22 protein-coding genes are annotated in these 22,613 nt (G+C 56.7%); 15 read left to right on the forward strand and 7 right to left on the reverse strand.

Annotation, left to right across the window (positions count from 1 at the left end; genetic code table 11):
* Window positions 1–119: 119 nt before the first annotated feature.
* Genes MOV63_RS15545 through MOV63_RS15560 form a run of 4 tightly spaced genes read left to right on the forward strand, consistent with a single transcriptional unit; the run spans window position 120 to window position 4,365 of the window.
* Window positions 120–1,184: an ABC transporter ATP-binding protein gene (locus MOV63_RS15545; protein ID WP_405029338.1), complete on the forward strand. Its 1,065-nt coding sequence runs from the start codon at window positions 120–122 to the stop codon at window positions 1,182–1,184.
* Window positions 1,185–1,192: 8 nt separating this feature from the next.
* Window positions 1,193–1,843 carry a TetR/AcrR family transcriptional regulator gene (locus MOV63_RS15550; protein ID WP_051900447.1) on the forward strand — a complete coding sequence of 217 codons (651 nt, stop codon included), beginning with the start codon at window positions 1,193–1,195 and terminating at the stop codon, window positions 1,841–1,843.
* Window positions 1,840–2,553 (forward strand): SUMF1/EgtB/PvdO family nonheme iron enzyme, encoded by a 714-nt coding sequence (locus tag MOV63_RS15555; RefSeq protein WP_040124743.1) that lies wholly within the window; start codon window positions 1,840–1,842, stop codon window positions 2,551–2,553. Before MOV63_RS15550 ends, MOV63_RS15555 begins: the two co-directional genes overlap by 4 nt.
* Before the next feature lie 36 nt (window positions 2,554–2,589).
* Window positions 2,590–4,365 carry a sulfatase gene (locus MOV63_RS15560; protein ID WP_247034721.1) on the forward strand — a complete coding sequence of 592 codons (1,776 nt, stop codon included), beginning with the start codon at window positions 2,590–2,592 and terminating at the stop codon, window positions 4,363–4,365.
* Window positions 4,366–4,622: 257 nt separating this feature from the next.
* On the opposite strand, the gene MOV63_RS15565 is transcribed toward MOV63_RS15560, so the two are convergent.
* The 4 genes from MOV63_RS15565 to MOV63_RS15580 form a co-directional block, all read right to left on the reverse strand.
* Window positions 4,623–6,209: an FAD-dependent oxidoreductase gene (locus MOV63_RS15565; protein WP_080719338.1), complete on the reverse strand. Its 1,587-nt coding sequence runs from the start codon at window positions 6,207–6,209 to the stop codon at window positions 4,623–4,625.
* 4 nt (window positions 6,210–6,213) lie between these two features.
* Complete coding sequence (locus tag MOV63_RS15570) at window positions 6,214–6,945, reverse strand: GntR family transcriptional regulator (RefSeq protein WP_051900455.1); 732 nt, start codon at window positions 6,943–6,945, stop codon at window positions 6,214–6,216.
* 84 nt (window positions 6,946–7,029) lie between these two features.
* A complete protein-coding gene (locus tag MOV63_RS15575) occupies window positions 7,030–7,686 on the reverse strand; it encodes an amino acid ABC transporter permease (RefSeq protein WP_247034806.1) in 657 nt (218 codons plus the stop codon).
* A gap of 5 nt (window positions 7,687–7,691) precedes the next feature.
* The gene (locus MOV63_RS15580) at window positions 7,692–8,357 is read right to left on the reverse strand and encodes an amino acid ABC transporter permease (protein ID WP_247034722.1); all 666 of its coding nucleotides are present in this window, start codon (window positions 8,355–8,357) and stop codon (window positions 7,692–7,694) included.
* A gap of 178 nt (window positions 8,358–8,535) precedes the next feature.
* Between MOV63_RS15580 and MOV63_RS15585 the strand changes: the two genes are divergently transcribed.
* The 3 genes from MOV63_RS15585 to MOV63_RS15595 all read left to right on the forward strand — a co-directional run bounded on the left by MOV63_RS15585 (window position 8,536) and on the right by MOV63_RS15595 (window position 11,126).
* Window positions 8,536–9,297: an SDR family NAD(P)-dependent oxidoreductase gene (locus MOV63_RS15585; RefSeq protein WP_040124747.1), complete on the forward strand. Its 762-nt coding sequence runs from the start codon at window positions 8,536–8,538 to the stop codon at window positions 9,295–9,297.
* A gap of 72 nt (window positions 9,298–9,369) precedes the next feature.
* Window positions 9,370–10,272 (forward strand): ABC transporter substrate-binding protein, encoded by a 903-nt coding sequence (locus tag MOV63_RS15590; protein ID WP_157885300.1) that lies wholly within the window; start codon window positions 9,370–9,372, stop codon window positions 10,270–10,272.
* A gap of 53 nt (window positions 10,273–10,325) precedes the next feature.
* On the forward strand, window positions 10,326–11,126 hold the full coding sequence (locus tag MOV63_RS15595; protein WP_040124750.1) for an amino acid ABC transporter ATP-binding protein: 801 nt from the start codon (window positions 10,326–10,328) through the stop codon (window positions 11,124–11,126).
* 120 nt (window positions 11,127–11,246) lie between these two features.
* Here MOV63_RS15595 and MOV63_RS15600 read toward each other — a convergent pair whose 3' ends face one another.
* Both MOV63_RS15600 and hpaR read right to left on the reverse strand, forming a co-directional pair.
* Window positions 11,247–12,662: an aldehyde dehydrogenase family protein gene (locus MOV63_RS15600; protein ID WP_040124751.1), complete on the reverse strand. Its 1,416-nt coding sequence runs from the start codon at window positions 12,660–12,662 to the stop codon at window positions 11,247–11,249.
* Window positions 12,663–12,744: 82 nt separating this feature from the next.
* Window positions 12,745–13,203: a homoprotocatechuate degradation operon regulator HpaR gene (hpaR, locus tag MOV63_RS15605; protein ID WP_040124752.1), complete on the reverse strand. Its 459-nt coding sequence runs from the start codon at window positions 13,201–13,203 to the stop codon at window positions 12,745–12,747.
* 120 nt (window positions 13,204–13,323) lie between these two features.
* Between hpaR and MOV63_RS15610 the strand changes: the two genes are divergently transcribed.
* The 7 genes from MOV63_RS15610 to hpaI all read left to right on the forward strand — a co-directional run bounded on the left by MOV63_RS15610 (window position 13,324) and on the right by hpaI (window position 20,422).
* Window positions 13,324–13,713, forward strand: a complete 390-nt coding sequence (locus MOV63_RS15610; protein WP_040124754.1) for a 5-carboxymethyl-2-hydroxymuconate Delta-isomerase — start codon at window positions 13,324–13,326, stop codon at window positions 13,711–13,713.
* A gap of 56 nt (window positions 13,714–13,769) precedes the next feature.
* The gene (hpaE, locus tag MOV63_RS15615) at window positions 13,770–15,287 is read left to right on the forward strand and encodes a 5-carboxymethyl-2-hydroxymuconate semialdehyde dehydrogenase (protein WP_040124756.1); all 1,518 of its coding nucleotides are present in this window, start codon (window positions 13,770–13,772) and stop codon (window positions 15,285–15,287) included.
* Window positions 15,288–15,386: 99 nt separating this feature from the next.
* Window positions 15,387–16,367 (forward strand): 3,4-dihydroxyphenylacetate 2,3-dioxygenase, encoded by a 981-nt coding sequence (gene hpaD / locus MOV63_RS15620; RefSeq protein ID WP_040124758.1) that lies wholly within the window; start codon window positions 15,387–15,389, stop codon window positions 16,365–16,367.
* 82 nt (window positions 16,368–16,449) lie between these two features.
* Complete coding sequence (gene gabD / locus MOV63_RS15625) at window positions 16,450–17,916, forward strand: NADP-dependent succinate-semialdehyde dehydrogenase (RefSeq protein ID WP_247034726.1); 1,467 nt, start codon at window positions 16,450–16,452, stop codon at window positions 17,914–17,916.
* A 12-nt stretch (window positions 17,917–17,928) separates the two neighbouring features.
* Entirely contained in the window at window positions 17,929–18,798 is an 870-nt protein-coding gene (locus MOV63_RS15630) for a fumarylacetoacetate hydrolase family protein (RefSeq protein ID WP_040124760.1), read from the forward strand.
* A 1-nt stretch (window position 18,799) separates the two neighbouring features.
* Entirely contained in the window at window positions 18,800–19,603 is an 804-nt protein-coding gene (gene hpaH / locus MOV63_RS15635) for a 2-oxo-hept-4-ene-1,7-dioate hydratase (protein ID WP_040124762.1), read from the forward strand.
* 9 nt (window positions 19,604–19,612) lie between these two features.
* Complete coding sequence (gene hpaI / locus MOV63_RS15640; RefSeq protein ID WP_040124765.1) at window positions 19,613–20,422, forward strand: 4-hydroxy-2-oxoheptanedioate aldolase; 810 nt, start codon at window positions 19,613–19,615, stop codon at window positions 20,420–20,422.
* Window positions 20,423–20,781: 359 nt separating this feature from the next.
* Here the strand turns inward: hpaI and MOV63_RS15645 are convergent, their stop codons facing one another.
* Window positions 20,782–21,270 (reverse strand): Lrp/AsnC family transcriptional regulator, encoded by a 489-nt coding sequence (locus tag MOV63_RS15645; protein WP_040124767.1) that lies wholly within the window; start codon window positions 21,268–21,270, stop codon window positions 20,782–20,784.
* Between the two features lie 133 nt (window positions 21,271–21,403).
* Between MOV63_RS15645 and MOV63_RS15650 the strand changes: the two genes are divergently transcribed.
* Window positions 21,404–22,591: an amino acid aminotransferase gene (locus MOV63_RS15650; RefSeq protein WP_040124769.1), complete on the forward strand. Its 1,188-nt coding sequence runs from the start codon at window positions 21,404–21,406 to the stop codon at window positions 22,589–22,591.
* Window positions 22,592–22,613: the final 22 nt, after the last annotated feature.

Here is a 22,613-nt window from a genome sequence, read left to right on the forward strand (position 1 = left end):
GCTGCGCCTTCCATCCGCGCTGCCGCTTCGCGGTCGAGCGATGCCGCGCGGACGTGCCGAAGCTGGAGGTGCTAGTGCCCGGTCATTCCGCCGCCTGCTGGGTGAGCGCGGCCACTGGCATGCCTGTCGTGCCGGAAGAAGACGATCTTGTGCGCAAGGCCCGGCGGACTCTTTCGGTCGAGCCTGTCCTGCGGATCGAGAACCTCAGGACGGACGTCAACCGCGGTTCGGGGTCGTTCTTTTCCAAGGCCAAGCCGATCTTTGCGGTGGACGGCGTATCGCTCGAAATCCGGCCCGGAGAAACGCTCGGTCTTGTCGGTGAATCCGGCTGCGGCAAGTCCACGCTGTCGCGCACCATCGTCGGCATCAATCCGGTCGCCGAGGGCCGGATCACGGTCGCCGGCCGCGATGTCAGTGCGATGGATCAGGAGGATCGCGACACGATCACCAGAACCATCCAATATGTCTTCCAGGACCCATTCGCCTCGCTCAATCCGCGCCGCAGCATCGCCCAGTCGCTCGGTGAAGCGCTGGGCGTCGCCGGCATCCGCGGCGAGAAGGCGCGGCAGCGCTCGGTGGAATTGCTGCTGCGGGTCGGGCTGAACGAGGATTTCCTCGAACGTTACCCTTACGAGCTTTCCGGCGGCCAGCGCCAGCGCGTCGGCATTGCACGAGCGCTCGCCACCGAGCCGAAGCTTCTGATCTGCGACGAGCCGGTCTCGGCGCTCGACGTCTCGATCCAGGCGCAGATCATCAACCTCCTGGAGGAACTGCGCGACGAACTCGGGCTCGGTTACCTGTTCATCGCTCACGACCTTTCGGTGGTGCGCCACATCAGCGATAATGTCGCGGTGATGTATCTTGGCAAGATCGTCGAGCTTGGCACGGCCGAACAGGTCTACGGCTCTCCGCAGCATCCCTATACGGCGGCGCTGATTTCCTCGACGCCGGAACCGGTGCTCGACGCGCCGCAGGAGAAGATCGTACTTGCCGGCGATATGCCGAGCCCCGCCAATCCGCCGAGCGGCTGCCGTTTCCGCACCCGCTGTCCGATTGGGCCGGAGTATTTTCCGGAGCGGGAAATCTGTTCCACCAGTTCGCCAAGCCTCCAGGAAACTGGTACCGGACAGAAGGCTGCCTGTCATTTTGTGGGCACGCCTTTGCAGATCCGGACGGGGAGATGAGGTCGAGCATGGAGAAGAAAGAGACGCGCAGAAGTCCAAAGGGAGACAGCAGGCGGCGGGCGATCCTGGATTCGGCGCTGCGGCTTTTCTCCGAACGCGGCTTCAACTCCGCCAGCATTGCCGATATTGCCGCCGACGTCGGCATGACGCAGGCCGGCATGCTGCATCATTTTCCGTCGAAGGCCGCATTGCTTCTGGCAGTGCTGCAGGAGCGCGAGGAGCGAAACCAGAAGGCCAAATCGGAGAGTTTAGAGCGTGGTTTCGACTATTTAAGCACATTTCTACGCACGCTTCATACCAACGAACGAACACCAATTCTTGTACAGCTTTTTGCGATTCTTTCCGCCGAAAGCATCGTTCAGGATCATCCGGCCCACGACTGGTTTGTCGAGCGGTATCGAGAGGTGGCGGCCTCCATGACCAGTGAGCTAGCGGCGGTTTTCGATCAGAGTAAGCTTCCAGCCGGAATGACCCTCGAAACACTCGCCCGCTGGATTATCGCGGTAGCCGATGGCGTGCGGCTCCAGTGGCTTCTGGATCCGACGGCTGTCAGCCGCGAGACGTCAATGATCCAGTTCTTCACCATCCTCCGCCCCTATATGCGAGACCCGGATATGCACATTTCGCTCGACGAACCGAGCCGAGAAAAACGCCGATGACCGACGCGGTTCCCGCTGGAAATGCCCGCTGCTGCTCCACTTCGCGCGAGCGGGAAGGGGAGGCCATGCCGGCCGAGGCAAACCCGCAGACTTCCGGCGCACGCCCGATTCACCGGGAAGCGTCGCTGCCCGGCGGTACTTTCCTGATGGGCGATCATTTCGGTGAAGGTTATGCGCCGGATGGCGAGGCGCCCGTTCACGAGGTGTCGCTCGGCCCGTTCGCCATGGACACGACATGCGTGACGGTCGCGCAGTTTTCGGCCTTCGCAAAGGCGAGGGGATATCGGAAGGAGGCGGAGCGCTACGGCGATTCGAGCGTTTTCCGCCTCGCCGTCGCAGCCGACCGACCTGATATTCTCGGATATCACGACACGCCCTGGTGGCTCACCGTGTGGGGTGCGGACTGGCGCCATCCGTTCGGGCCGCTGTCCGGTATCGAGGGCCTGATGGATCACCCGGTCGTGCATGTCAGCCATGCCGATGCGCTTGCCTATTGCGAATGGGCCGGGCGCCGTCTGCCGACCGAAGCGGAGTGGGAATATGCCGCTAGAGGCGGTCTCGCGGGCAAACGGTTCCCCTGGGGCGGCGGCTCCTATCTCTGTCACGCCTCCTACTGCCACCGTTACCGGGTGGCGGCGCGCAGTTCCAGTACGCCGGGCTCCTCAAACTGCAATCTCGGCTTTCGAACCGTTTCCCGCCGATTTTCATAGCGCATAAGGACAGGACGTACCGATTTGAAAGCGATCATGATCATGTTCGACACCCTCAATCGCCGGTTTCTGCCTGCCTATGGTGCCGACTGGAATCACCTTCCCAATTTCCGCCGCCTGCAGGAGCGCACTGTCACCTTCGACAATTGTTATGGCGGCAGCATGCCCTGCATGCCGGCCCGCCGCGAACTCCATACCGGCCGATACAATTTCCTGCACCGCTCCTGGGGGCCGCTGGAGCCCTTCGACGATTCGATGCCGGAAATGCTGCGAACCAGCGGGGTCTATACCCATCTCGTCACCGATCATCAGCATTATTGGGAGGATGGCGGCGCCACCTATCACAATCGCTACAGCAGCTACGAATTCTGCCGCGGCCAGGAAGGCGATCGTTGGAAAGGCCATGTCGGCGAGCCGCTGATCCCTGCGACCGCAAGCTGGCGGTCCGGCAGTCTCTGGCGGCAGGACTGGGTAAACCGCCAGTACATGACCGACATCGCCGATCATCCGCAGACGAAGACCTTCGATGCGGGCGTCGAGTTCATCAAGGCTAATCACGCCGAGGATCGCTGGTTCCTGCAGGTTGAATGTTTCGATCCGCACGAACCCTTCTTCAGCTACGACCGCCACAAGGAACGGTATCCGCACGACTACGACGGCCCGCATTTCGACTGGCCGGACTACCGGGCCGTGACCGAAAAGCCGGGGGAAGTCGAACATGCGCGGATGGAATATGCAGCGCTGCTCAGCATGTGCGACGACAGCCTCGGCCGCGTGCTGGATGCGATGGACGAATATGGACTGTGGGACGATACGATGCTGATCGTCTGCACCGACCACGGACTGCTGCTCGGCGAGCGCGGGTGGTGGGGCAAGAACGTGCAGCCCTGGTATGAGGAAAACATCCACACGCCGCTGTTCGTCTGGGATCCGCGCCTGCATGTTAAGGACGAGCGGCGTTCGAGCCTGGTCCAGACGATCGATTTCGGTCCGACGCTTCTCGATTTCTTCGGGGTAACCCCGACGGAGGATATGCAGGGTAGGCCTCTGTCCGGCGTCATTTCTACCGACGAGCAGGTCCGTGAAGCCGGCCTGTTCGGCAGTCATGGCGGGCATGTCTGCATTACCGACGGGCGTTACGTCTATATGCGGGCCTGCGTGACCCCCGAAAACCAGCCGCTCGAGCAATATACGCTGATGCCGACCCATATGGACCACCGCTTCGCACCGGGCGAACTCAAGGATATCTCGCTTGCCGGACCGTTTCCCTTCACCAAGCAGGTGCAGGTCATGCGGCTTCCGGCCAAGGCGCTTGGCAATCCGTATATATTTGGAACGCTGCTCTTCGATCTCCAAACCGATCCCGAACAACAGAAACCTCTTCGCGATGAAGAGGTCGAAACGCGCATGGCGAACCTCCTCGTCGCAGCCATGCGCGCCAATCACACGCCGGCCTCGCAGTTCGAACGACTTGGCCTGCCCCTGGTGGGCGCCGTCGGTCCCGAGCATCTGCTGATCGACCGGCAATGGGCGCAGGTCAAGAATGGCGAGCGGCTGTCACAGCGCAACGATGACAGTTCAAGCTACCACCGTTGCGTCAGATTAACGCTAAACGAGGTTGTTAAGGACGTCCGGCTCTCGGCGGCGTTCAGGACGATTTTCGGATTGGATTTGTCATCTACAGTGCTCGATCGTTTCGGCCATCTGACCCCATGGCAGCTTTCGTTCTTGATGCCGAACGTCACTTCAGACATGCTCCGTGTTTTTGATGCCATCCCTGCCGAATGGTCGAGCGCTGGAGCTTTGCCATGATTGTTCCTGTTTGAGTCTTTGTGTCGCTTGGCGGCTAATCGTGAGAATGCGCCCGTTCGAGTGGTTCTTGGCATTTAATTTGAGATGTGCCGCCCGGGTTCCGCAGTGACCAATCCGTGGCCCGGTCGCATGATCGCGCCGATGCGCTGGGCAGGCACGGGATGCCAGCCTCGACACCATTTTTGATGGCAGGCTGGTGTCGGTCCACCCTTACCCAACTCCGGGACTTGAGGATTGAATGTTCCAAAACGGATTAATCATCGCCGCTGATTGGCGCTGATTTCCAAACCGACAATGTATGCCGCCGTTAGAATCGGACCGAGCGAGCCACCGTGGCCGGGATATCCTTTTCCGAATATACTTGCTGCAACATTCCCGCACGCAAAAAGTCCTTCAATCGCGGATCCGTCATCACGAACGACGCTACCGCGAGATTTCGTCTTCAACCCGCCCTTTGTGCCATTGTTTCCTGGTAGAACTTCAACTGCGTAGAGGGGAGCAACATCGAGCTTCCCCAGGCATGGATTTGGGGCGTGGCCAGAATCTCCATAATAAAGACCATGAACGTCCTCACCGCGTGCGAAATCTGGATCATGGCCCTCGCGAGCATACTGATTGAATCGTTCGACTGTTGCGGTTAGGCCTTCAACCGAAACGCCAAGCTTCTGAGCGAGTTCGGCCACCGAACCCGCACTGATCATCCATTCCGGTGCGGTTTGTTGCGGGGAAACGGACGCGACGGGATAACGCGACTTGAAGGCGTCATCGAAAATAAGCCAGGCAGGCCTGTTTGGGTAAGAAAACGAGCCGGGATCAAAAGCGTTGAACGCCATACCGAGGTCATTGTATGAGCTCGCTTCGTTCACGAAACGCTCGCCCTTCCGGTTGACCATAATGGAGCCTGGCAATGCCAGTTCACGCACCATGTTGCGTGTTAGTGGTTCTCCATCTAGGGCATCCCCCGGAATTCGATATGCAGCGGTCCACCATGCTTCAGTCATATTGGCCACTGCCGCGCCGGCCCGAAGACCAAACCGCAGGCCGTCTCCCTCATTACCAGGCGGTGTGGTCGGTGCACTTGAAAATCCAGGCAGGTAAGCCGAGACGAGGGACGAATTCCACTCGAACCCGCCTGTGGAGAGGACAACACCCAGCCGGGCAGATGTTGAACCCGAAACGGTTTCGACTCCTAGACAGCGCTCTCCGTCGAACGATAAACCCGCGGCGGCTTCATTAAGGTGAAATTGAACACCACGTTTGGCGCATGCCTGCGCAAGTCCGGCGACCAGGGCTGCTCCTTGCGTGCGCATTCGACGCTTCTGACGGTCTTCGATGATCTCTGATGGCAGACCTTTGCGGCTCTCGGACGATGTCACCGGCTGACGCAAGTGCGAAGACCGAAGCGTCTGAAATAGAGTCTCGTCCATTGCTGGCGCGAAAGGTAGCGGTTCGACCGATCGGCCGGAACGTGCGCCGGGCCAGCCGGGATGGTAGTCCGGGCGATCTACACTGAAGAAGCGCAGCTCCGAGTGTTTCTCCAGAAACAACAACATTTCAGGCCCGGTTTTTAGAAAATCGACCAGAAGGCTCTTGTCGATCTCGCCAAGGGTCAGTCGCGTCAGATAGGTGATACCGTCTGTCTCCAGGTCCTCAAAACCGGACTTTTGCATCACGTGGTTTTTTGGAATCCAGATGCCACCACCGGAAATCGCGGTGGTGCCACCGATTAGATGGGACTTTTCGAAAACACCGACTGACAGGCCCTGAATTGCAGCTGAAAGCGCCGTGAGTAGACCTGCACCACCGCTACCAAGGACGACAACATCATATTCCGACGGTTGCATATGACTATCCCTGCGATCTGCTTACTCGCCGATCATGGTTGTTGACCAGATTGCGGTGCGTTTCTGTGGTGAGCAGAATGATATTCGTGCGAACATGCGCTTCGATCTCGGCGGGAGATTTTTTGGCGATATAGGCCGCAATGATCCACTCGTGCCCTTGAAGCGTCGATTTCCCGCTATCCTTTCCAAGAGTATGCAAGATGGTCGCTTCCGTCCGAGGCTGGATGAAGCGATTGATCATCGCAATTCGCGATCTCAATTGCGCGATCTGCTCGACGATTGTTTCGTTCGGGCACCTCCGATTTATCACGGAGTGGAAGTCCAGGTTGCCCTGAGTCCATCCCGAAAGGTCGAAGGAAGCCAGCGCCTGTTCCATGCCCTCGTTGATTTTCTGAAGCTGCTTGATATCGCTGGCAGTAATCCTCGGCGCGGCGGCGCCGGTTACGTAGCCCTCAAGCAATGCCAGAAGTTCCATCTGCTCAGCCCAGAGATCCGGATCGGCTCCAGCCACGATTGCGCCAGAGTTTTTGCTGAATATGATCAGGCCTTCTGCTTCCAACCGACGGATCGCCTCGCGCACCGGTACAGGGCTGATCGATAGCTCCTTCGCGAGTGTGTCAATTACAAGCCGCTGTTTGGGTGCATAGAGGCCGCGATCTATCCCAGCCTTGAGATAATCGTAAGCAAGTTGCTGTTTGCTTCTAGCTTCTGTGACGGGTGCCACCACCTTTGCCATGCGTCACTCTCCAACGGTGATCAAATTGAAAATCAGATTTGATTTCCTTTTCGACCTAATGACTTCGGGTGGTTTCGGCAAGTGCTAGTGCTTCCAGGCCAGTCGCTGCTCAAGGCTCATACTCAACCGCGACAGGACGAAGACAATCAGGATGAAGATCACCCCAACCGCCGTCAGATACTCGAACTGCTTGTAGGTGATCGATGCCTGGGCATTCGCCACATAGAGGATGTCTTTGACACCAATCACGCCCACGATCGCGGAATCCTTCAAGATGACGATGAATTGGTTCAGAAGGAGTGGAATTGCAGTCCGTAGCGCCTGCGGCCAGATAATGATCGAGTTTGTTTTCCAGGGTGACAGACCCATTGCGGCGGCCGCTTCCCATTGCCCGCTATCAATGGTGAGCAACACGGACCGATAGATTTCTGCAACGTAAGCGGTATTCAGAAGTGTCAAGGATATGATAGCGGCTGTGATCGGATCCATTTTCCAGCCTGTTGCTCCGGCGAGGGCAAAATAGACGAGCAGAACGTAAACATATGGCGATAGCGAGCGGAAGACCTGGATGTAGAGAAACCCCATCGCTCGGATGGCAGCAGATTTGCTCCTGAGAAGGGATATCACTAGCCCTCCGAAGACCATTGAGAGTGCGAGCGAGACGATTGCGATCAGGAATGTGTAACGAAGCCCGTAGAGCATGTCGGGCAGGTGGTTGAGGACAACGTACCAGCTATTCATGAACTTCAAGCCCCTTTGCCGTCATTGAGACGGTCTTCGACGACTTTGACCAGCAAAGATAAAACCAGCATCGTCGCGATGAGTAGGACGGCGACCGAGATATAGGCTTCGAACGGCCTATATTGGTTGAGACTGATGTCCTGGGCCGTGAAGACGAGTTCCGGGACAGCGACCACTGCCGCGTAAGTCGCCGCTTTGAAGCAGATCACGAAGACGTTCAGCAGGGGCGGGATCACGACCCGAATGACCTGTGGAAAAAGGATAGTGCGATTGATCCGGAGGTCGGAAAGACCGAGTGCCTTGCCGGCTTCAATCTGACCGACGTCAATCGAATTATAACCGGTCCTGAAAATCTCGGAAGCAAATGCCGAGCTCATGATGGCGATGGCGATGATGATCGCCTGCGGCCCGGTCAAGGCCAGGCCGAACTTTGTTGCAAGTCCAAAGTAGATCCACAAAAGCAACAGATACATCGGCAGGCCCCGAACGATCTGCACGTACGTATAAGACACTGCGCGGGCGATTTTCGAGCGGGAGGCCGAGCCAAGATAGGAGATAAACCCGATAACACAGCCGAGCGCGAATCCCGCGAATGCGAAATAGAGATCATACCCTAATCCCCATAGGAACCGGGGCCATTGCGTCAGGATGATCGAGAAATCGAGGTTCATGACGTTCCCTTTTTCTTTACTCGGCTTCTTCTCCGGTACTGACTCAATCGATAAACCCGAGCGCCAGCTTCGTCAACATCATATATGATTTCATATTGCAAGACAGATAGATTCAAGTCATAGATGTCAAAAAGCGGTCCCAAGCGGTCGCGAAAAAGCAAATAATGGAAAGTCAGACATGCGGTTTTCAGGAAAAACGGTCCTCGTAACGGGGGTCGCAAGTGGGCTCGGGCGCGCCGTTGCGCAGGCACTGGCGAATGAAGGTGCGAGGCTTGTTCTCGTTGATCGCGCAAAAGATCAGCTGGAAAACTTGGTGCTGCTTCTACGCGGAGAGGGAGCGGACGTCGTCGAACTCGTTGGCGATGTTTCACAGGAGGAAACCTCACAGCAAGCAGTCGAACTGGCCCGGTCACGCTTCTCATCCCTGGACATCTTGATCAACAATGCCGGTATCAACCCTACAGGCACAATTTCGCAGACCGATCCCGCGATGTGGCAGCAGGCTTTGGACGTGAACCTAAAGTCGGCTTATCTCTTCTGCAGGCAAGCGATCCCGCACATGGTGGAGGCGGGCAAGGGTGTGATCGTCAACACGGCCTCTATCGCGGGTCAGCGGGCCTCGACAGCCGAGGCGGTATACGGCGTCTCGAAGGCCGGGTTGATCATGCTGACGCGTACCATCGCCCGGGACTACGGAGCAAAAGGGATTCGCGCAAATGCGATCTGCCCCGGCGTCCTTGAAAGTGTCATGGCAGACAGATTGACCCGAATGTCGGCCGAACAGGTCGCAGCTCGTGACCAGCGCTTTGCGCCGACGGTCCCTCTCGGTCGCCTTGGGACATACGAAGAAATCGCCAAAGCCACGCTATTCTTGGCGAGTGATGATGCCAGCTACGTGAATGGTGCGCAGCTGACAGTCGATGGCGGTCTTACCGCTTAGCAAAAGCTGTACCCCACGGATCGTGGGTTCCAGGCCGAAAATTTCATCGTGGAAACAACAAGGGGAATGCTCATGGATACGAAGCAAGATAATGGAATGCAGGCAAAGCGCCGTTCACTACTGACAGCAGGTTTGTTCGTGGGCGGCGCAGCTGCTGTTGCACTCGGTGCAACGACACCGGCCGCCGCGCAGGATGCCGCGAAGGAATCCGTCCTGGACAAAGCGATCCGCACCAAAAAAATCGTGGTCGCGGCGAGCCTCAAATATCCGCCAAACCTGTACATCAACGACAAGGGTGAGCCGGACGGCTACGAGATCGCTCTCATCCGTCGAATGATGAAAGATGTCTCGCCTGATATCCAGGTAGAATTCGCAGACATGGATTTCGGTCAGATGTTTGCAGCCGTCGAATCCGGCCGTGCCGATATCATGACAACGGGAACGATCTTGCCATCACGTTCGCTACGTGGCTGGTTTGCCGGCTGTGCCGTGACGTTTCAACCGGTCTACGTCGTTGGACGCGACGCGTCAGACTTGACTTTCGAACAGATGAACTCGCCGGAGTTCAAGTTCGCCGCTCTTCAGGGAAGCTCGCAGGAAGCGAAGATCCGGGCGCTCTACCCGAAGGCAAACGTCTCGGTATTCCCTGACCAGACGGGCGCCATCGGTCAGGTCATGTCAGGACGTGCGAACGCAACCTTGCAGTCGCTGTTCACGATCGTGAACACCAAGAAACAGGGTGTCGCGCTTCAGATAATCGGCAAGGAACCGGCTTATGTCGATCACAACACCTTCTTCATGCCGACGGGAGACATGAAGATGTACATGTTCGTGACCAACTGGTTGCTTTTCAATGCAGCAGGCGGAATCCTCAACTCCGTATTCCGCGAGTATGTCGGCAAAGATGCGATCGCCGCAGGCCTTCCTTACCTTGCGGTTGGTCCGGGCGGCAGCCCTCTCAAAGTGGACGCGTGAGATTCGTGTCGGGGCGGCCGAGTGGCTGCCCCGCTTCTTCGAGGGAGCGGAACATGGAAAATTCAGAAGAAAGAAAAACAGTCATCTCACTGCGGAATGCGAGCAAGTGGTTCCCCAGTCGCGACCTTCCCAATGTGAGGGGGCTGAATTCGGTATCGCTTGACGTTCTTGAAGGCGATGTCGTCGTCTTGCTCGGACCAAGTGGCTCAGGCAAAAGCACACTTTTGAGGTGTTTGAACCTGCTCAATATTCCCGACGAGGGACAACTACGGGTCGGCTCTGTAGAATGGGATGCCAAAGCCTATTTTTCGGCACGCTCACGAGAGCGCCGTTACAGCCGTGATTTTCAGCGGCTTCGTCGCGAGACGGGCATGGTCTTTCAGCACTTCAATCTCTTCCCGCACATGACCGTTTTAGAGAACGTGATGTGTGGGTTGGTCCACAGCAAGGGCATGTCGAAAGACGAAGCGCGTGAAATTGCGCGCGAGGAGATCGTAAAAGTCGGTCTGGCCGACAGAGAAGGACATTACCCCGGGCAACTGTCGGGCGGTCAAAAGCAGCGGGTTGCCATTGCCCGCGCCATCGCCACCAAACCGCTGGCGATGTTGTTCGACGAACCCACGTCAGCCCTTGATCCCGAGCTGCGAGGAAGCGTTTTGGCGGTGATGCAAGATCTCGCCAAGGAAGGTATGACCATGGTCGTGGTCACGCACGAGATGGGTTTTGCGCGGGCAGTCGGCAACCACATCGTGTTCCTCGAAAGCGGTGAAATCATCGAGGAGGGGCTTTCGAACGATTTCCTCGACAACCCAAAGACCGAACGTGCTCAACGGTTCCTATCTGAGATCGCTTGAAGTCTTAGGGCGCGCACGGTCACGCTGTCGATAGAATTCGGAGCCTTCGATCCCGGAACGACATAAGAAAAGGGACGCCGGCGAACCCGGCGTCCCTTTCTTTTCTCGCGCTCCAGGCTCTTACTGAAAAATGACCTGGATCGTCGTGTATTCCACCAGGCCCTCTTCAGCAAATTCTACGCCCAGACCGGAACCCTTCACGCCACCGAACGGCACGTTCGGCTGGATAGCTCCGTGCTTGTTGATCCATACGGATCCACATTCCAGCTGGCTTGCCACTTTCTTTGCTTTCGCAAGGTCTCTGCCCCAGACGGAACCACCAAGACCGTTCGGGTTGTCATTCGCGCGCCTGATGACTTCGTCGAGATCAGAATACTTGATGATCGGGAGAGCCGGCCCAAACTGTTCCTCGTCCACTAGACGATCGCCGTTATTAAGGTCCGCGACCAGCGTCACGGGATAGAAATTCCCAGGAGCGTTGTCGTCAGAATCCCCTCCAATGAGAATGCGCCCGCCACGCCGCTTCGCATCTTCCACCAGATCTTTGACCTTCTGGTACTGCATGCGGTTCTGGACCGGACCCAGGACACTATCTTCCGAAAGTCCATCACCGACTTTGACTGTCGCTGCAAAGCTTGTCAGCTCACGGCAAACGTCTTCGTAGATGTCCTCGTGAACATAAAGTCTCTTCAATGCCGCACAGGTTTGCCCGCCATTGATGAAAGCGCCCCAGAACAGTCCCTCGGCAATCTGGCGGGGATCGCAATCGGGCAGGACAATGCCGGCATCATTACCACCGAGTTCAAGAGTCAGGCGTTTCAATGTCGCCGCAGCGCCTGCCATGATTTTTTTGCCGGTCTCGGTCGAGCCCGTGAAAACGATCTTGGCAATACCAGGGTGGGAGGACATTGCGGCCCCGATGTCGTTTTCACCCGTCACACAATTCAACACACCTGCCGGCAGAACTGTGTTGAGCAGTTCGATCATCCGGATGGTGGACAGCGGGGTGAGCGGGGAGGGCTTGATCACAACAGTGTTCCCGGTTCGTATGGCCGGTACAATGTGCCAGATCGCAATCATCAACGGCCAGTTCCAGGGCGTAATTGATCCTACAACGCCCACCGGTTTGCGGTGCAGTTCCACCCGGCCCTGATTGTCATCCTGCAAAACCTTGACCGGCAGCTCCAGACCGGCAGTGTATCGCGCCCAAGCTTCGACCCCTCCGAGCTCATACCGGGAGCCCATCCCATTCAGGGGTTTTCCCTGTTCCAAGGTGAGAAGCTGGGCCAGCTCCTCCGCATGATCGCGCAAGGTGTCAGCGATTGCGACACAGGCCTTCTGGCGCGTCGCGTCGTCAGCTTTGCTCCACTTTTCGTAAGCTGTTTGCGCCGCGGAAACCGCCTGGTCCAACTGGGCCACGGTTGCCTTTGGCGCTGCCCCCACGACTTGACCATCTGAGGGATTTAGCACGTCGAATGTTCCTTCAGTTGCGATCGACTGGCCGTCGATGACAAGCCTGTATTGCTGGTTCACCATGGGAAAACTCCTCCTATTTCCGTCGCTGAAGTACTAAACATGTTAAGTAAATTAGCGAAAGAACGCAAGGGCGCAAACTCGACTAACGCGTCGTCGCCTTGTCCGTGACCTCGTTAAGCAGTGCAATCAGGGCTTCGATCTTGTCGTGGCCAATGCGAAGCTCAAGCTCTTCATAAATTTTAAGACTTTCGGGCCGCACTTCTTCGAGGAGCTCAGCACCTGCGTCATCAATCCGGACAAGCAGACGTCGGCCATCCGCAGCATCCTTCGTCGTCCTGATCAGCTTACGGTCCTCAAGCGCCTTGATCATCCTTGTCAGGCTGGGGGCAAGGAGAGCTGCACCTTGCGCCAATTCGGTGGCATCGATCTGCCCGCGTTCACTCAAGAGCCGCAGCACACGCCATTGCTGCTCCGTCACATTGTGCTGCGCAAGCATCGGTCGAAAATGGCCCATCACTGCTTCTCGCGCCTTCAACAGTGCGATTGGGAGTGCCTGGCGGGTGCTACGCAGAAGGCGAGGGTGATTTTTATCCTGATCCATATGAGGTGAATAAGTGAGAATTTACCGGCCCGTCAATATTCGATCAGGCCGAGATCACCCGACAGTGGGTTGACAAACACTCAATAATTGTTAACGTGTTAAGTATCGGAGGAGCGATAAATGCCACATTTCGTCATTGAAGGATCCGCGAACCTGAAACCGCGCGTCGATTTCAAATCGCTGTGTGAGGTCGTTCATAAAGCGATCCTCGACAGTGGGCTGTTCGAACGTGGCGCGGTTCGCGTCCGAGTTCTGCTTAGCGATGACTATGCGATCGCTGACCTCGACGAGCGCAATTCTTTCATCGACATGAGCTTTCGCATTGGCGCGGGCAGATCTTCAGAAGAAAAGAAGCGTGTTGGCAACGCGATCATGGCAGTCGTCAAGGCCGAGCTGCTGGACCTTTTCAGCGAGCCACATTTTGCCCTCTCCCTTGAGGTGCGCGAGATAGATCCAGCCCTAAGCTGGAAAGACAATGCAATGCATGCGCGCCTTCGGGCGGGGACTTAGAAAACACCATTGAACATTGGCTGAGCGAATGCTGCTGCATTCGAGATGGAGATCTCATGACGAATTTTGAAGACAACAAGAAAAAGGCCGATGCCTATCTTGCCCGGTTTCGCGCCGGCGGCGTCCTCAACCACATTGCCGGAGAGGCTGTCCCTGCTTTAGATGGTGCCACGTTCGAAACAATCTCGCCCGTCGACTTGCAGCCTCTGGCGCAGGTCGCCCATGGCAAAGCGGCAGACATCGATCGTGCCGCCAAAGCCGCATCCGAGGCATTTCCCGCCTGGGCGGCAATGCCTGGTGACGCTCGCAAAGCGCTCCTGCACAAGATCGCTGACGCGATCGTTGCCCGCGCCGAGGAGATCGCCTTCGTTGAGTGCATGGACACCGGACAGTCCCTGAAATTCATGGCGAAGGCGGCACTACGTGGCGCAGAGAACTTTCGTTTCTTCGCAGACCGAGCACCAGAAGCAAGAGACGGCAGATCGATCCGTATTCCAGGCCAGGTAAACGTAACAACGCGGAACCCCATAGGCCCGGTCGGTGTGATCACGCCTTGGAACACGCCTTTCATGCTATCCACCTGGAAGATTGCACCGGCCTTGGCGGCCGGTTGCACGATCGTCCATAAGCCGGCGGAATTCTCGCCGCTGACAGCACGCCTGCTGGTCGAGATTGCCGAAAGCGCCGGCCTTCCCAAAGGTGTTTGGAACCTCGTCAATGGTTTGGGAGAGGACGCCGGTAAAGCGCTGACAGAACATCCATTGATCAAGGCGATCGGTTTTGTTGGCGAAAGCCGGACGGGCTCAATGATCATGAAGCAGGGTGCCGACACGCTCAAGCGCGTCCACTTCGAACTCGGTGGCAAAAACCCGGTCATTGTTTTCGCTGACGCTGATCTGGAGCGAGCGGCGGATGCTGCCGTATTCATGATCTATTCGCTCAACGGCGAACGCTGCACGTCCTCATCCCGATTGCTGGTCGAGGACAGTATCTACGGCAAGTTCACTGAAATGGTTGCCGAGAGGGCCAAACGTATCAAGGTCGGTCACCCGCTCGATCCGCAGACGGTCGTCGGACCTCTGATTCACCCTGTCCATGAACGCAAAGTGTTGGAATACGTCGAGATCGGCAAAGCCGAAGGCGCAACTGTCGCCGCCGGTGGCTATAAGGTCGATGGACCGGGAGGCGGATGCTATGTCGCTCCTACGCTCTTTACCAGTGCCGATAATGGAATGCGGATCGCCCAGGAAGAGATCTTTGGTCCGGTTCTGACCGCAATCCCGTTCAAGGACGAAGCGGATGCTTTGAAGATTGCCAACGATGTCCAGTACGGTTTGACCGGTTATCTTTGGACTTCCGATGTCACGCGCGCTTTCAGGCTGACCGACCAGCTCGAGGCTGGCATGATCTGGGTCAATTCAGAGAATGTCCGCCACCTGCCGACCCCGTTCGGCGGCGTCAAGAATTCCGGTATCGGCCGCGACGGTGGAGACTGGTCGTTCGATTTCTACATGGAAACCAAGAACATCGCTTTCGCCACGACTGCCCATGCCATCCAGAAATTGGGCGGCTGACGGGATTTCGCGACACTCTGGCCGCGTCAACAAAAGACGCGGCCGCTTCGTAACAACAAAGCGCCGAACACGGGCTGTTTCGGCCCCGAGGAGGAAACCATGCCGCTCCCGCAATTCAATCTCTATCCAGCGTTCAACACAGTTCGGCTTAGCCATGTCGAATTCCTTGTTAAGGATCTCGCTGCCAGCCGTGCCTTCTATGTGGACATGCTCGGCCTTCAGGTCACAGACGAAGATTCTGATACTGTCTACCTGCGTGCCATGGAAGAACGCGGCCATCACTGCATGGTGCTCAAGAAGAGCGATACTTCGGCAATCAGTTACCTCGCCTTGAAGGTCTATTCCGAGGAAGATCTCGACAAAGCCAAGGCCTATTTCGATACAGAAGGCCATAAGACGGCATGGGTGGAGCGCCCTTTCCAGGGACGCACCCTGCGCACCCATGACAACTTCGGCATCCCGCTTGAATTTTACTTCAAAATGGATCGCCTGACGCCCATCCATCAAAAGTACGCGCTTTATCACGGGGTCAAACCACTCCGGATCGACCACTTCAACTGCTTCACGCCAGACGTTGACGCATCCGTTGCCTTTTACAACGACATCGGTTTCCGTGTTACCGAATACACCGAGGATGCGGAAAGCAAAAAACTATTTGCCGCCTGGTTGCATCGCAAGGGTGGCGTCCACGACATGGCGTTCACAAATGGTGTCGGCCCGCGACTGCATCACACAGCATTCTGGGTTCCAACACCTTTGAACATCATCGATCTCCTCGATCTTATGTCAACCACTGGATACCTCGCAAACATCGAACGGGGTCCAGGCCGTCACGGCATCTCTAATGCATTTTTCCTCTACATCCTTGATCCGGACGGCCACCGCATCGAGATTTACTGCTCGGACTACCAGACTGTCGATCCCGATCTCGAGCCGATCAAATGGGACCTGAAGGATCCACAGCGTCAGACATTGTGGGGGGCACCTGCGCCGAGGTCTTGGTTCGAACACGGCAGTTTGTTCACCGACCTTCCAACCCAGGAGCCGCTTCTAAAGGCTCAACCGATCATCGCGCCCTGATCTCGTTGCGAACACAGACGGCGAGGGACATTGGCAAGTCCCTGTGTCCCTTTTCTCTTAGCCCACACGGAGTGACCAAGCGATGCACCCGAAAGACCCAACGTTATTCCGCCAGGCCGCTTACATTGGTGGCGACTGGATCGAAGCAAACGATACGGATGCCATTGCGGTCACAAACCCCGCAACTGGTGAGAAGATCGGCTCCGTTCCCAAGCTGGGGGCGGCAGAAGCACGTGCGGCGATCGCGCATGCCGAAGAAACGCAGAAGGAATGGGCAGCGCGAACCGCGAAGGAGCGTAGCGTAATCCTGCGCAAGTGGTTTGAGTTGATAATGTCCAACCAGGATGACTTGGCGCACATTCTCACACTCGAACAGGGAAAGCCGCTCCTCGAAGCAAAGGGTGAGATCGCCTATGGGGCAAGTTTCATCGAGTGGTTCGCCGAAGAAGCCAGACGCATCAACGGCGACATTATATCCGGCCATCAGCGAGACAAACGCATTCTGGTGATGAAGCAGCCGATTGGCGTCGTCGCGGCCATCACGCCGTGGAATTTTCCGAACGCGATGATTACACGAAAAGCTGGCCCGGCGCTCGCAGCCGGATGTGCAATGGTATTGAAACCCGCTGCTCAGACGCCATTTTCCGCGATCGCTTTGGCGGTACTGGGGGAGCGGGCAGGATTGCCGGCAGGATTGTTCAGCGTGATCACCGGTTCATCTCGCGAAATCGGCGCCGAGATGACCTCAAATCCCATCGTACGTAAACTCACATTCACTGGGTCGACGGAAGTTGGTGCCGAACTTTACCGTCAGTCTGCTCCCACGATCAAAAAACTTGGTCTGGAGCTGGGCGGCAATGCGCCCTTCATCGTGTTCGATGATGCAGATCTCGACGCAGCCGTCGAAGGCGCCTTGATCGCGAAGTTCAGGAACAATGGTCAGACTTGCGTTTGCGCCAATCGCCTGTACGTCCAGGATACGGTCTATGACGCGTTCGCTGAAAAGCTGGCCAAAGCCGTTAGTAAGCTTCGGACCGGAAACGGGTTCGAGGAGGGTGTTGCGCTCGGACCCTTGATCGATGAAGCGGCTCTCAAGAAAGTCGAAGAGCACGTTCAGGATGCCGTATCGAAGGGCGCAATCGTCATTCAAGGCGGAAAAGCGCATGAACTTGGCGGCACCTTCTACGAAGCGACTGTTCTCACAGGCGTCACGCAAGATATGGCCGTGGCATCCGAAGAAACCTTCGGGCCTATCGCGCCGCTCTTTCGCTTCGAGAACGAGACTGATGTGGTTGAAAAGGCGAACGACACGGAATTCGGTCTCGCTTCCTATTTCTACGCGAAGGATCTGTCGCGGGTGTTTCGAGTTGCCGAGGCCCTCGAATATGGAATGGTTGGCGTGAATACCGGCCTGATATCCACTGCTGAAGCACCGTTCGGCGGCGTAAAGTCGTCCGGGCTAGGCCGTGAAGGCTCCAAATACGGCATCGATGACTACCTCGAGCTCAAATACGTATGCCTTGGTGGCATCACAACAAAAGAACAATAAAGGAAAGTCCGTATGCATCCCCGTTTTGCATCTTTTTCCAATTCCGGTCGCCAGGGTTACGGCCTAATCCGCGAAGATGGCGTGGTGGACCTGTCCGTCAGGATCCGCCCGCGTTTTCCGACCCTGCGCGAAGTTATCGCCGCAGGTGCTTTGGACATGCTGGCCGAGAAAGGTCAATCGGCCCCCGTCGACTATCCCCTGGCTGCGGTTACATTGGGCATTCCAATCCCGTCGCCGGAAAAGATCATCTGCGTCGGCGTCAATTTTCCGGACCGTAACGAGGAATACAAAGATGGGCAGACAGCGCCCACCAATCCGTCGCTGTTTATCCGCTTCCCGCGATCCTTCACGGGTCACGATCAGCCGCTGATCCGGCCACCGGAGAGCCCTCAACTCGATTATGAGGGGGAAATAGTTGTCGTCATCGGAAAAGAAGGCCGACGCATTCCAGAAAGCGAGGCTCTCTCACACATAGCGGCTCTGTCGCTCTGCAACGAAGGGACGCTGCGGGATTGGGTCCGGCACGCCAAGTTCAACGTTACCCAAGGCAAGAATTTCGAGGCCTCGGGCTCGATTGGGCCATGGATAGTTCCTTATACTGACGAAAGTCAGCTAGCGGACATCAAGCTGGAGACGCGGGTCAATGGCGAGGTCCGCCAGAGTGATCGGACCAGTCGAATGATTTTCTCATTCCGGAAGATCATCAATTACGTCTCAACCTTTACGACACTCGTGCCAGGCGACGTGATCGTCTGCGGAACACCTACTGGCGCTGGAGCACGCTTCGATCCGCCAATTTGGTTGAAGCCGGGCGACATCGTTGAGGTCGAGGCCGACGGTATCGGTCTGTTGCGCAACACCATTGCCGACGAGATGATCTGAGATGCTGTCCACCGCAGACATAGAAACAGCTGTTGCCGCGCTGGACGAAGCCGAACGGACTCGCGTTCAGACCGGGCTTTTGTCACTTCAGCATCCGGACATGGTGATGGATGATGCCTATGCGATCCAGTCTGCGTGGGTGAAAAAGAAAGTTTCCGACGGACGTCAGGTGGTGGGCTGGAAAATTGGTATCACATCCAAGGCGATGCAATATGCCCTCAACATCAACATTCCAGACTCAGGGGTCTTGCTGGACGACATGGTCTTTGAGGACAGTTCGGTCGTTCCAAAAGACCGGTTTATTCAGCCGAGGATCGAAGCTGAAATCGCCTTCATCATGAAAGCGCCCCTAAAGGGGCCGAACGTGACCGTCGTCGATGTGCTCAATGCCACCGATTATGTCACTCCAGCCCTCGAAATTCTCGACACGCGGATTCTTCGGGTGGATCCCCAGACGAAGAAAAACCGTAACGTCCTCGATACGATCTCTGACAATGCTGCGAACGCCGGCATCGTAACGGGCGGCCGCGCTGTGCGCCCGGATCAACTGGATATGCGTTGGATGGGTGCCATAGTGTCTCGCAACGCGGAGGTCGAAGAGACTGGGCTTGGCGCGGGCGTCCTCAATCAACCTGCTCGTGGTGTTGCGTGGCTTGCCAATCGGCTGTCGCAATATGGAGACGGAATAGAAGCAGGGCAGGTCGTTCTTGCCGGGTCGTTCATTCGACCGATTGAGGCACGTCATGGAGACACGATCGTAGGCGATTTCGGGCCCTACGGAACTGTAAGCCTGTATTTCGAATAGGGGAAAACCATGCCAGCTCCAACCAACACCTTCAAAAGGGCGCTTCAGGAAAAGCGGCTTCAAACCGGATTTTGGCAAGCTCTGGCAAATCCTTACACGGTCGAAATATCAGCGGACGCCGGCTTCGACTGGCTCCTTCTCGATGCCGAACATGCGCCAAACGACATCCCGCTCCTGGTCGCCCAGTTACAGGCGATGAAAGGTTCAGCCAGTCACGCGGTTATCAGGCCGCCAATCGGCGAGACATACATCATAAAACAGCTGCTCGACATCGGCGCGCAAACACTCCTGATCCCGATGGTTGACAGCAAAGAGGTCGCCGAGAATTTGGTAAAGGCCGTGTCTTATCCCCCGCGCGGGGTCCGGGGCGTTGGTGCAGCGCTGGCTCGTGCCTCACGCTTCAACCGGATTCCGGACTACCTCCAGACGGCAAACGACGAAATCTGTCTCTTGCTTCAGATCGAAAGCCGCGCAGGTTTGGCCGCGCTAGATGAAATCGCATCGATCGACGGCGTCGACGGCGTGTTCATCGGCCCGGCTGATCTCGCAGCTGACATGGGCTATCTTGGTAAGCCGGGAGCCCCGGAAGTCCAAGAAGAAGTTGAGAAGGCTCTCTTGCGCATCCAGTCCCATGGAAAAGCTGCAGGAATCTTGACCGCCGATCTGTCGCTTGCCAGGCGCTACGTCGATCTCGGTGCAACATTCGTTGCCATTGGAAATGATGTCACTTTATTTGCGAACGCCACGACACGGCTGATTGAGGAATTCGGTCGTACCGCTTCCAGCCCCGGTACTGCGAGCTCAGGCAGCGTATACTGATGTCATATCTGGGAAAAACCAGGGCAGACCGTGTACGCGCCCGGCAAGACTGGTGGGTATGTTACTTTCTGGCGGTCCTCGGGTCGGTCACCCTTACGATATGCTCGCTCATCCTGGCCTATCGTCCGGATGCTTTATCCGTAGCGACCGCTCCCGCGGTCGTTGGGATGATTTTTGTAGCGAGTGCGTTCACCAAATTCGAGCTTGAAGCGTCGGTTTGGTGGAGAAGTCGCTATATTCGTCTGACAGCTTCAGTTGGAGGAATGGTCATAGCCTCAGGTTCCGTCATTGCAATCGTCGACCGAGCCGCGATATCGAAGGTAGCCGATAGCCTGCTTTTGGCGTTGTAGTTGATCCCGCTAGGTCTGAATAATCTGCAACGGGAGTTCGGTACTCTTCTTAAGGGTCCGTAGCACGATGCTGGAGGTGACCGACGCCAGTCCACCCGTCACCTTGATCATACGCTCCAAAAAGATGCTGAGGTGGTCAAGATCGCTGGCCACAATCTTCATCAGGAAATCCGCATCGCCCGTCTGGGAGTAGCATTCCAGGATCTCTGGCGCCGTTTCGATGAAGCGGTGCAGTTGAGCATTCCCTTCCTCTGTGTGGGACCGAAGGCTAACCAGCGTGTGCGCAACAACGGAAAAGCCGAGTTTTTCCGGGTTCAAAATCGCTACAACGTTCTGGATCAGACCCTCGCTTCTCAGCCGGTCAAGCCGCCGCGAGCATTGAGCTGCTGACAGATTGACGACTTGCGACAGTTCAGTCTGTGTCAGCTCAGCATTGCTTTGAATAGCCGCGAGAAGACGGATATCGAATTGATCTAGGGTATGTAACTTTGAGGTCATGTCAAAATATCTGCATAATTTGCGGAAAGTTGGTGATTTTCATGTAAGATAATATCTCTATATGCTGAAAATTGCAAACATACCTCACTAAAGCGCCTGTAGGCTTGCGCCACGTTCTTAGGAGGTAGACAACATGTTTGAGAAACTCACTGCGCAACCAGCCGACAGCCTACTTGCGCTCATCAAAGCGTTTCAGGCCGATCCCAGAGGCTACAAAGTCGACCTCGGCGTCGGCGTCTACAGAGACGAACAAGGGCGAACACCGGTCATGCGGGCCGTCAAGCTCGCTGAAAGGCAGCTGCTCGAGACCCAGGACAGCAAGCGCTATCTCGGGCCGGAAGGGGACCTGAATTTCGTCAATCTCCTGAAACCGATTATTGTCGGCGCAAATCATTATGCCGGCAAGGTTGTAGGCATTCAGACGCCAGGTGGAAGCGGCGCTCTGCGACTGGGCGCTGAACTTATCGCCTCAGCCACACCCGGTGCGAAGGTCTGGCTTGGCACACCCAGCTGGCCCAATCATGCTCCGATTTTCGAGTCGGCGCGCTTGACCGTCAAAGACTATCGTTTCGTCGACCTTGCCAAGCAGCAAATCGACTTCGATCGTGTTCTGGAGGCTCTCGACGCGGCCGAGACTGGTGATGTGATCCTTCTACACGGCTGCTGCCACAACCCAACTGGCATTGATTTTGATATCGGCCAGTGGGAGCAGATCGCTGCAAAGCTCGTCGAGCGCAAGCTCCTTCCCTTTATCGATCTTGCCTACCAAGGTCTGGGCAACGGCCTCGAAGCGGACGCGGAGCCAACCCGCCTTATCCTCGAGGCAGTAGACGAAGCGCTTGTTGCCTACTCGTGTGACAAGAATTTTGGTCTTTATCGCGAGCGTGTTGGTGCCCTTTACCTTGTGAGCCGCAATGCGGAGCAGCTCAAAATCGCCGATGGCAACATGGCGTCGTTGGCACGTGTCAACTGGTCGATGCCCCCGGACCACGGCGCTGCCATCGTACGCGTGATTCTGGAGAGCTTGGAGCTTACCCAAATCTGGAAGCAGGAGCTGGTTGAAATGTGTGCTCGGGTCAATGGTAACCGCGCCGCCCTTGCAGCTGCCCATCCGGAACTGAGCTTTATCGCAAACCAGCGAGGGCTCTTCTCGAACCTGGCGATGTCGAAAGACACGGCAGTCGCATTGCGCCACAAACACGGGATCTACGTGGCCGATTCCGGTCGCATGAATTTGGCGGGGATGCAGCCTTCTGATGCGGGCGTGATCGTCAAGGCTCTGTCGGCGGAAGGCACGCTGAGCGCCCGCTCGGCGGCCTGAGCATCCCCAAAAACCAGGTTTG

The sequence above is a fragment of the Neorhizobium sp. SHOUNA12A genome (assembly GCF_023006505.1).
Classification (GTDB): Bacteria; Pseudomonadota; Alphaproteobacteria; order Rhizobiales; family Rhizobiaceae; genus Neorhizobium.

Coding starts and splice junctions, on each gene's coding strand:
- MOV63_RS15545 (WP_405029338.1), top strand. CDS start 120: ATGCCTGTCGTGCCGGAAGAAGACGATCTTGTGCGCAAGGCCCGGCGG.
- MOV63_RS15550 (WP_051900447.1), top strand. CDS start 1,193: ATGGAGAAGAAAGAGACGCGCAGAAGTCCAAAGGGAGACAGCAGGCGG.
- MOV63_RS15555 (WP_040124743.1), top strand. CDS start 1,840: ATGACCGACGCGGTTCCCGCTGGAAATGCCCGCTGCTGCTCCACTTCG.
- MOV63_RS15560 (WP_247034721.1), top strand. CDS start 2,590: ATGATCATGTTCGACACCCTCAATCGCCGGTTTCTGCCTGCCTATGGT.
- MOV63_RS15565 (WP_080719338.1), bottom strand. CDS start 6,209: ATGCAACCGTCGGAATATGATGTTGTCGTCCTTGGTAGCGGTGGTGCA.
- MOV63_RS15570 (WP_051900455.1), bottom strand. CDS start 6,945: ATGGCAAAGGTGGTGGCACCCGTCACAGAAGCTAGAAGCAAACAGCAA.
- MOV63_RS15575 (WP_247034806.1), bottom strand. CDS start 7,686: ATGAATAGCTGGTACGTTGTCCTCAACCACCTGCCCGACATGCTCTAC.
- MOV63_RS15580 (WP_247034722.1), bottom strand. CDS start 8,357: ATGAACCTCGATTTCTCGATCATCCTGACGCAATGGCCCCGGTTCCTA.
- MOV63_RS15585 (WP_040124747.1), top strand. CDS start 8,536: ATGCGGTTTTCAGGAAAAACGGTCCTCGTAACGGGGGTCGCAAGTGGG.
- MOV63_RS15590 (WP_157885300.1), top strand. CDS start 9,370: ATGGATACGAAGCAAGATAATGGAATGCAGGCAAAGCGCCGTTCACTA.
- MOV63_RS15595 (WP_040124750.1), top strand. CDS start 10,326: ATGGAAAATTCAGAAGAAAGAAAAACAGTCATCTCACTGCGGAATGCG.
- MOV63_RS15600 (WP_040124751.1), bottom strand. CDS start 12,662: ATGGTGAACCAGCAATACAGGCTTGTCATCGACGGCCAGTCGATCGCA.
- hpaR (WP_040124752.1), bottom strand. CDS start 13,203: ATGGATCAGGATAAAAATCACCCTCGCCTTCTGCGTAGCACCCGCCAG.
- MOV63_RS15610 (WP_040124754.1), top strand. CDS start 13,324: ATGCCACATTTCGTCATTGAAGGATCCGCGAACCTGAAACCGCGCGTC.
- hpaE (WP_040124756.1), top strand. CDS start 13,770: ATGACGAATTTTGAAGACAACAAGAAAAAGGCCGATGCCTATCTTGCC.
- hpaD (WP_040124758.1), top strand. CDS start 15,387: ATGCCGCTCCCGCAATTCAATCTCTATCCAGCGTTCAACACAGTTCGG.
- gabD (WP_247034726.1), top strand. CDS start 16,450: ATGCACCCGAAAGACCCAACGTTATTCCGCCAGGCCGCTTACATTGGT.
- MOV63_RS15630 (WP_040124760.1), top strand. CDS start 17,929: ATGCATCCCCGTTTTGCATCTTTTTCCAATTCCGGTCGCCAGGGTTAC.
- hpaH (WP_040124762.1), top strand. CDS start 18,800: ATGCTGTCCACCGCAGACATAGAAACAGCTGTTGCCGCGCTGGACGAA.
- hpaI (WP_040124765.1), top strand. CDS start 19,613: ATGCCAGCTCCAACCAACACCTTCAAAAGGGCGCTTCAGGAAAAGCGG.
- MOV63_RS15645 (WP_040124767.1), bottom strand. CDS start 21,270: ATGACCTCAAAGTTACATACCCTAGATCAATTCGATATCCGTCTTCTC.
- MOV63_RS15650 (WP_040124769.1), top strand. CDS start 21,404: ATGTTTGAGAAACTCACTGCGCAACCAGCCGACAGCCTACTTGCGCTC.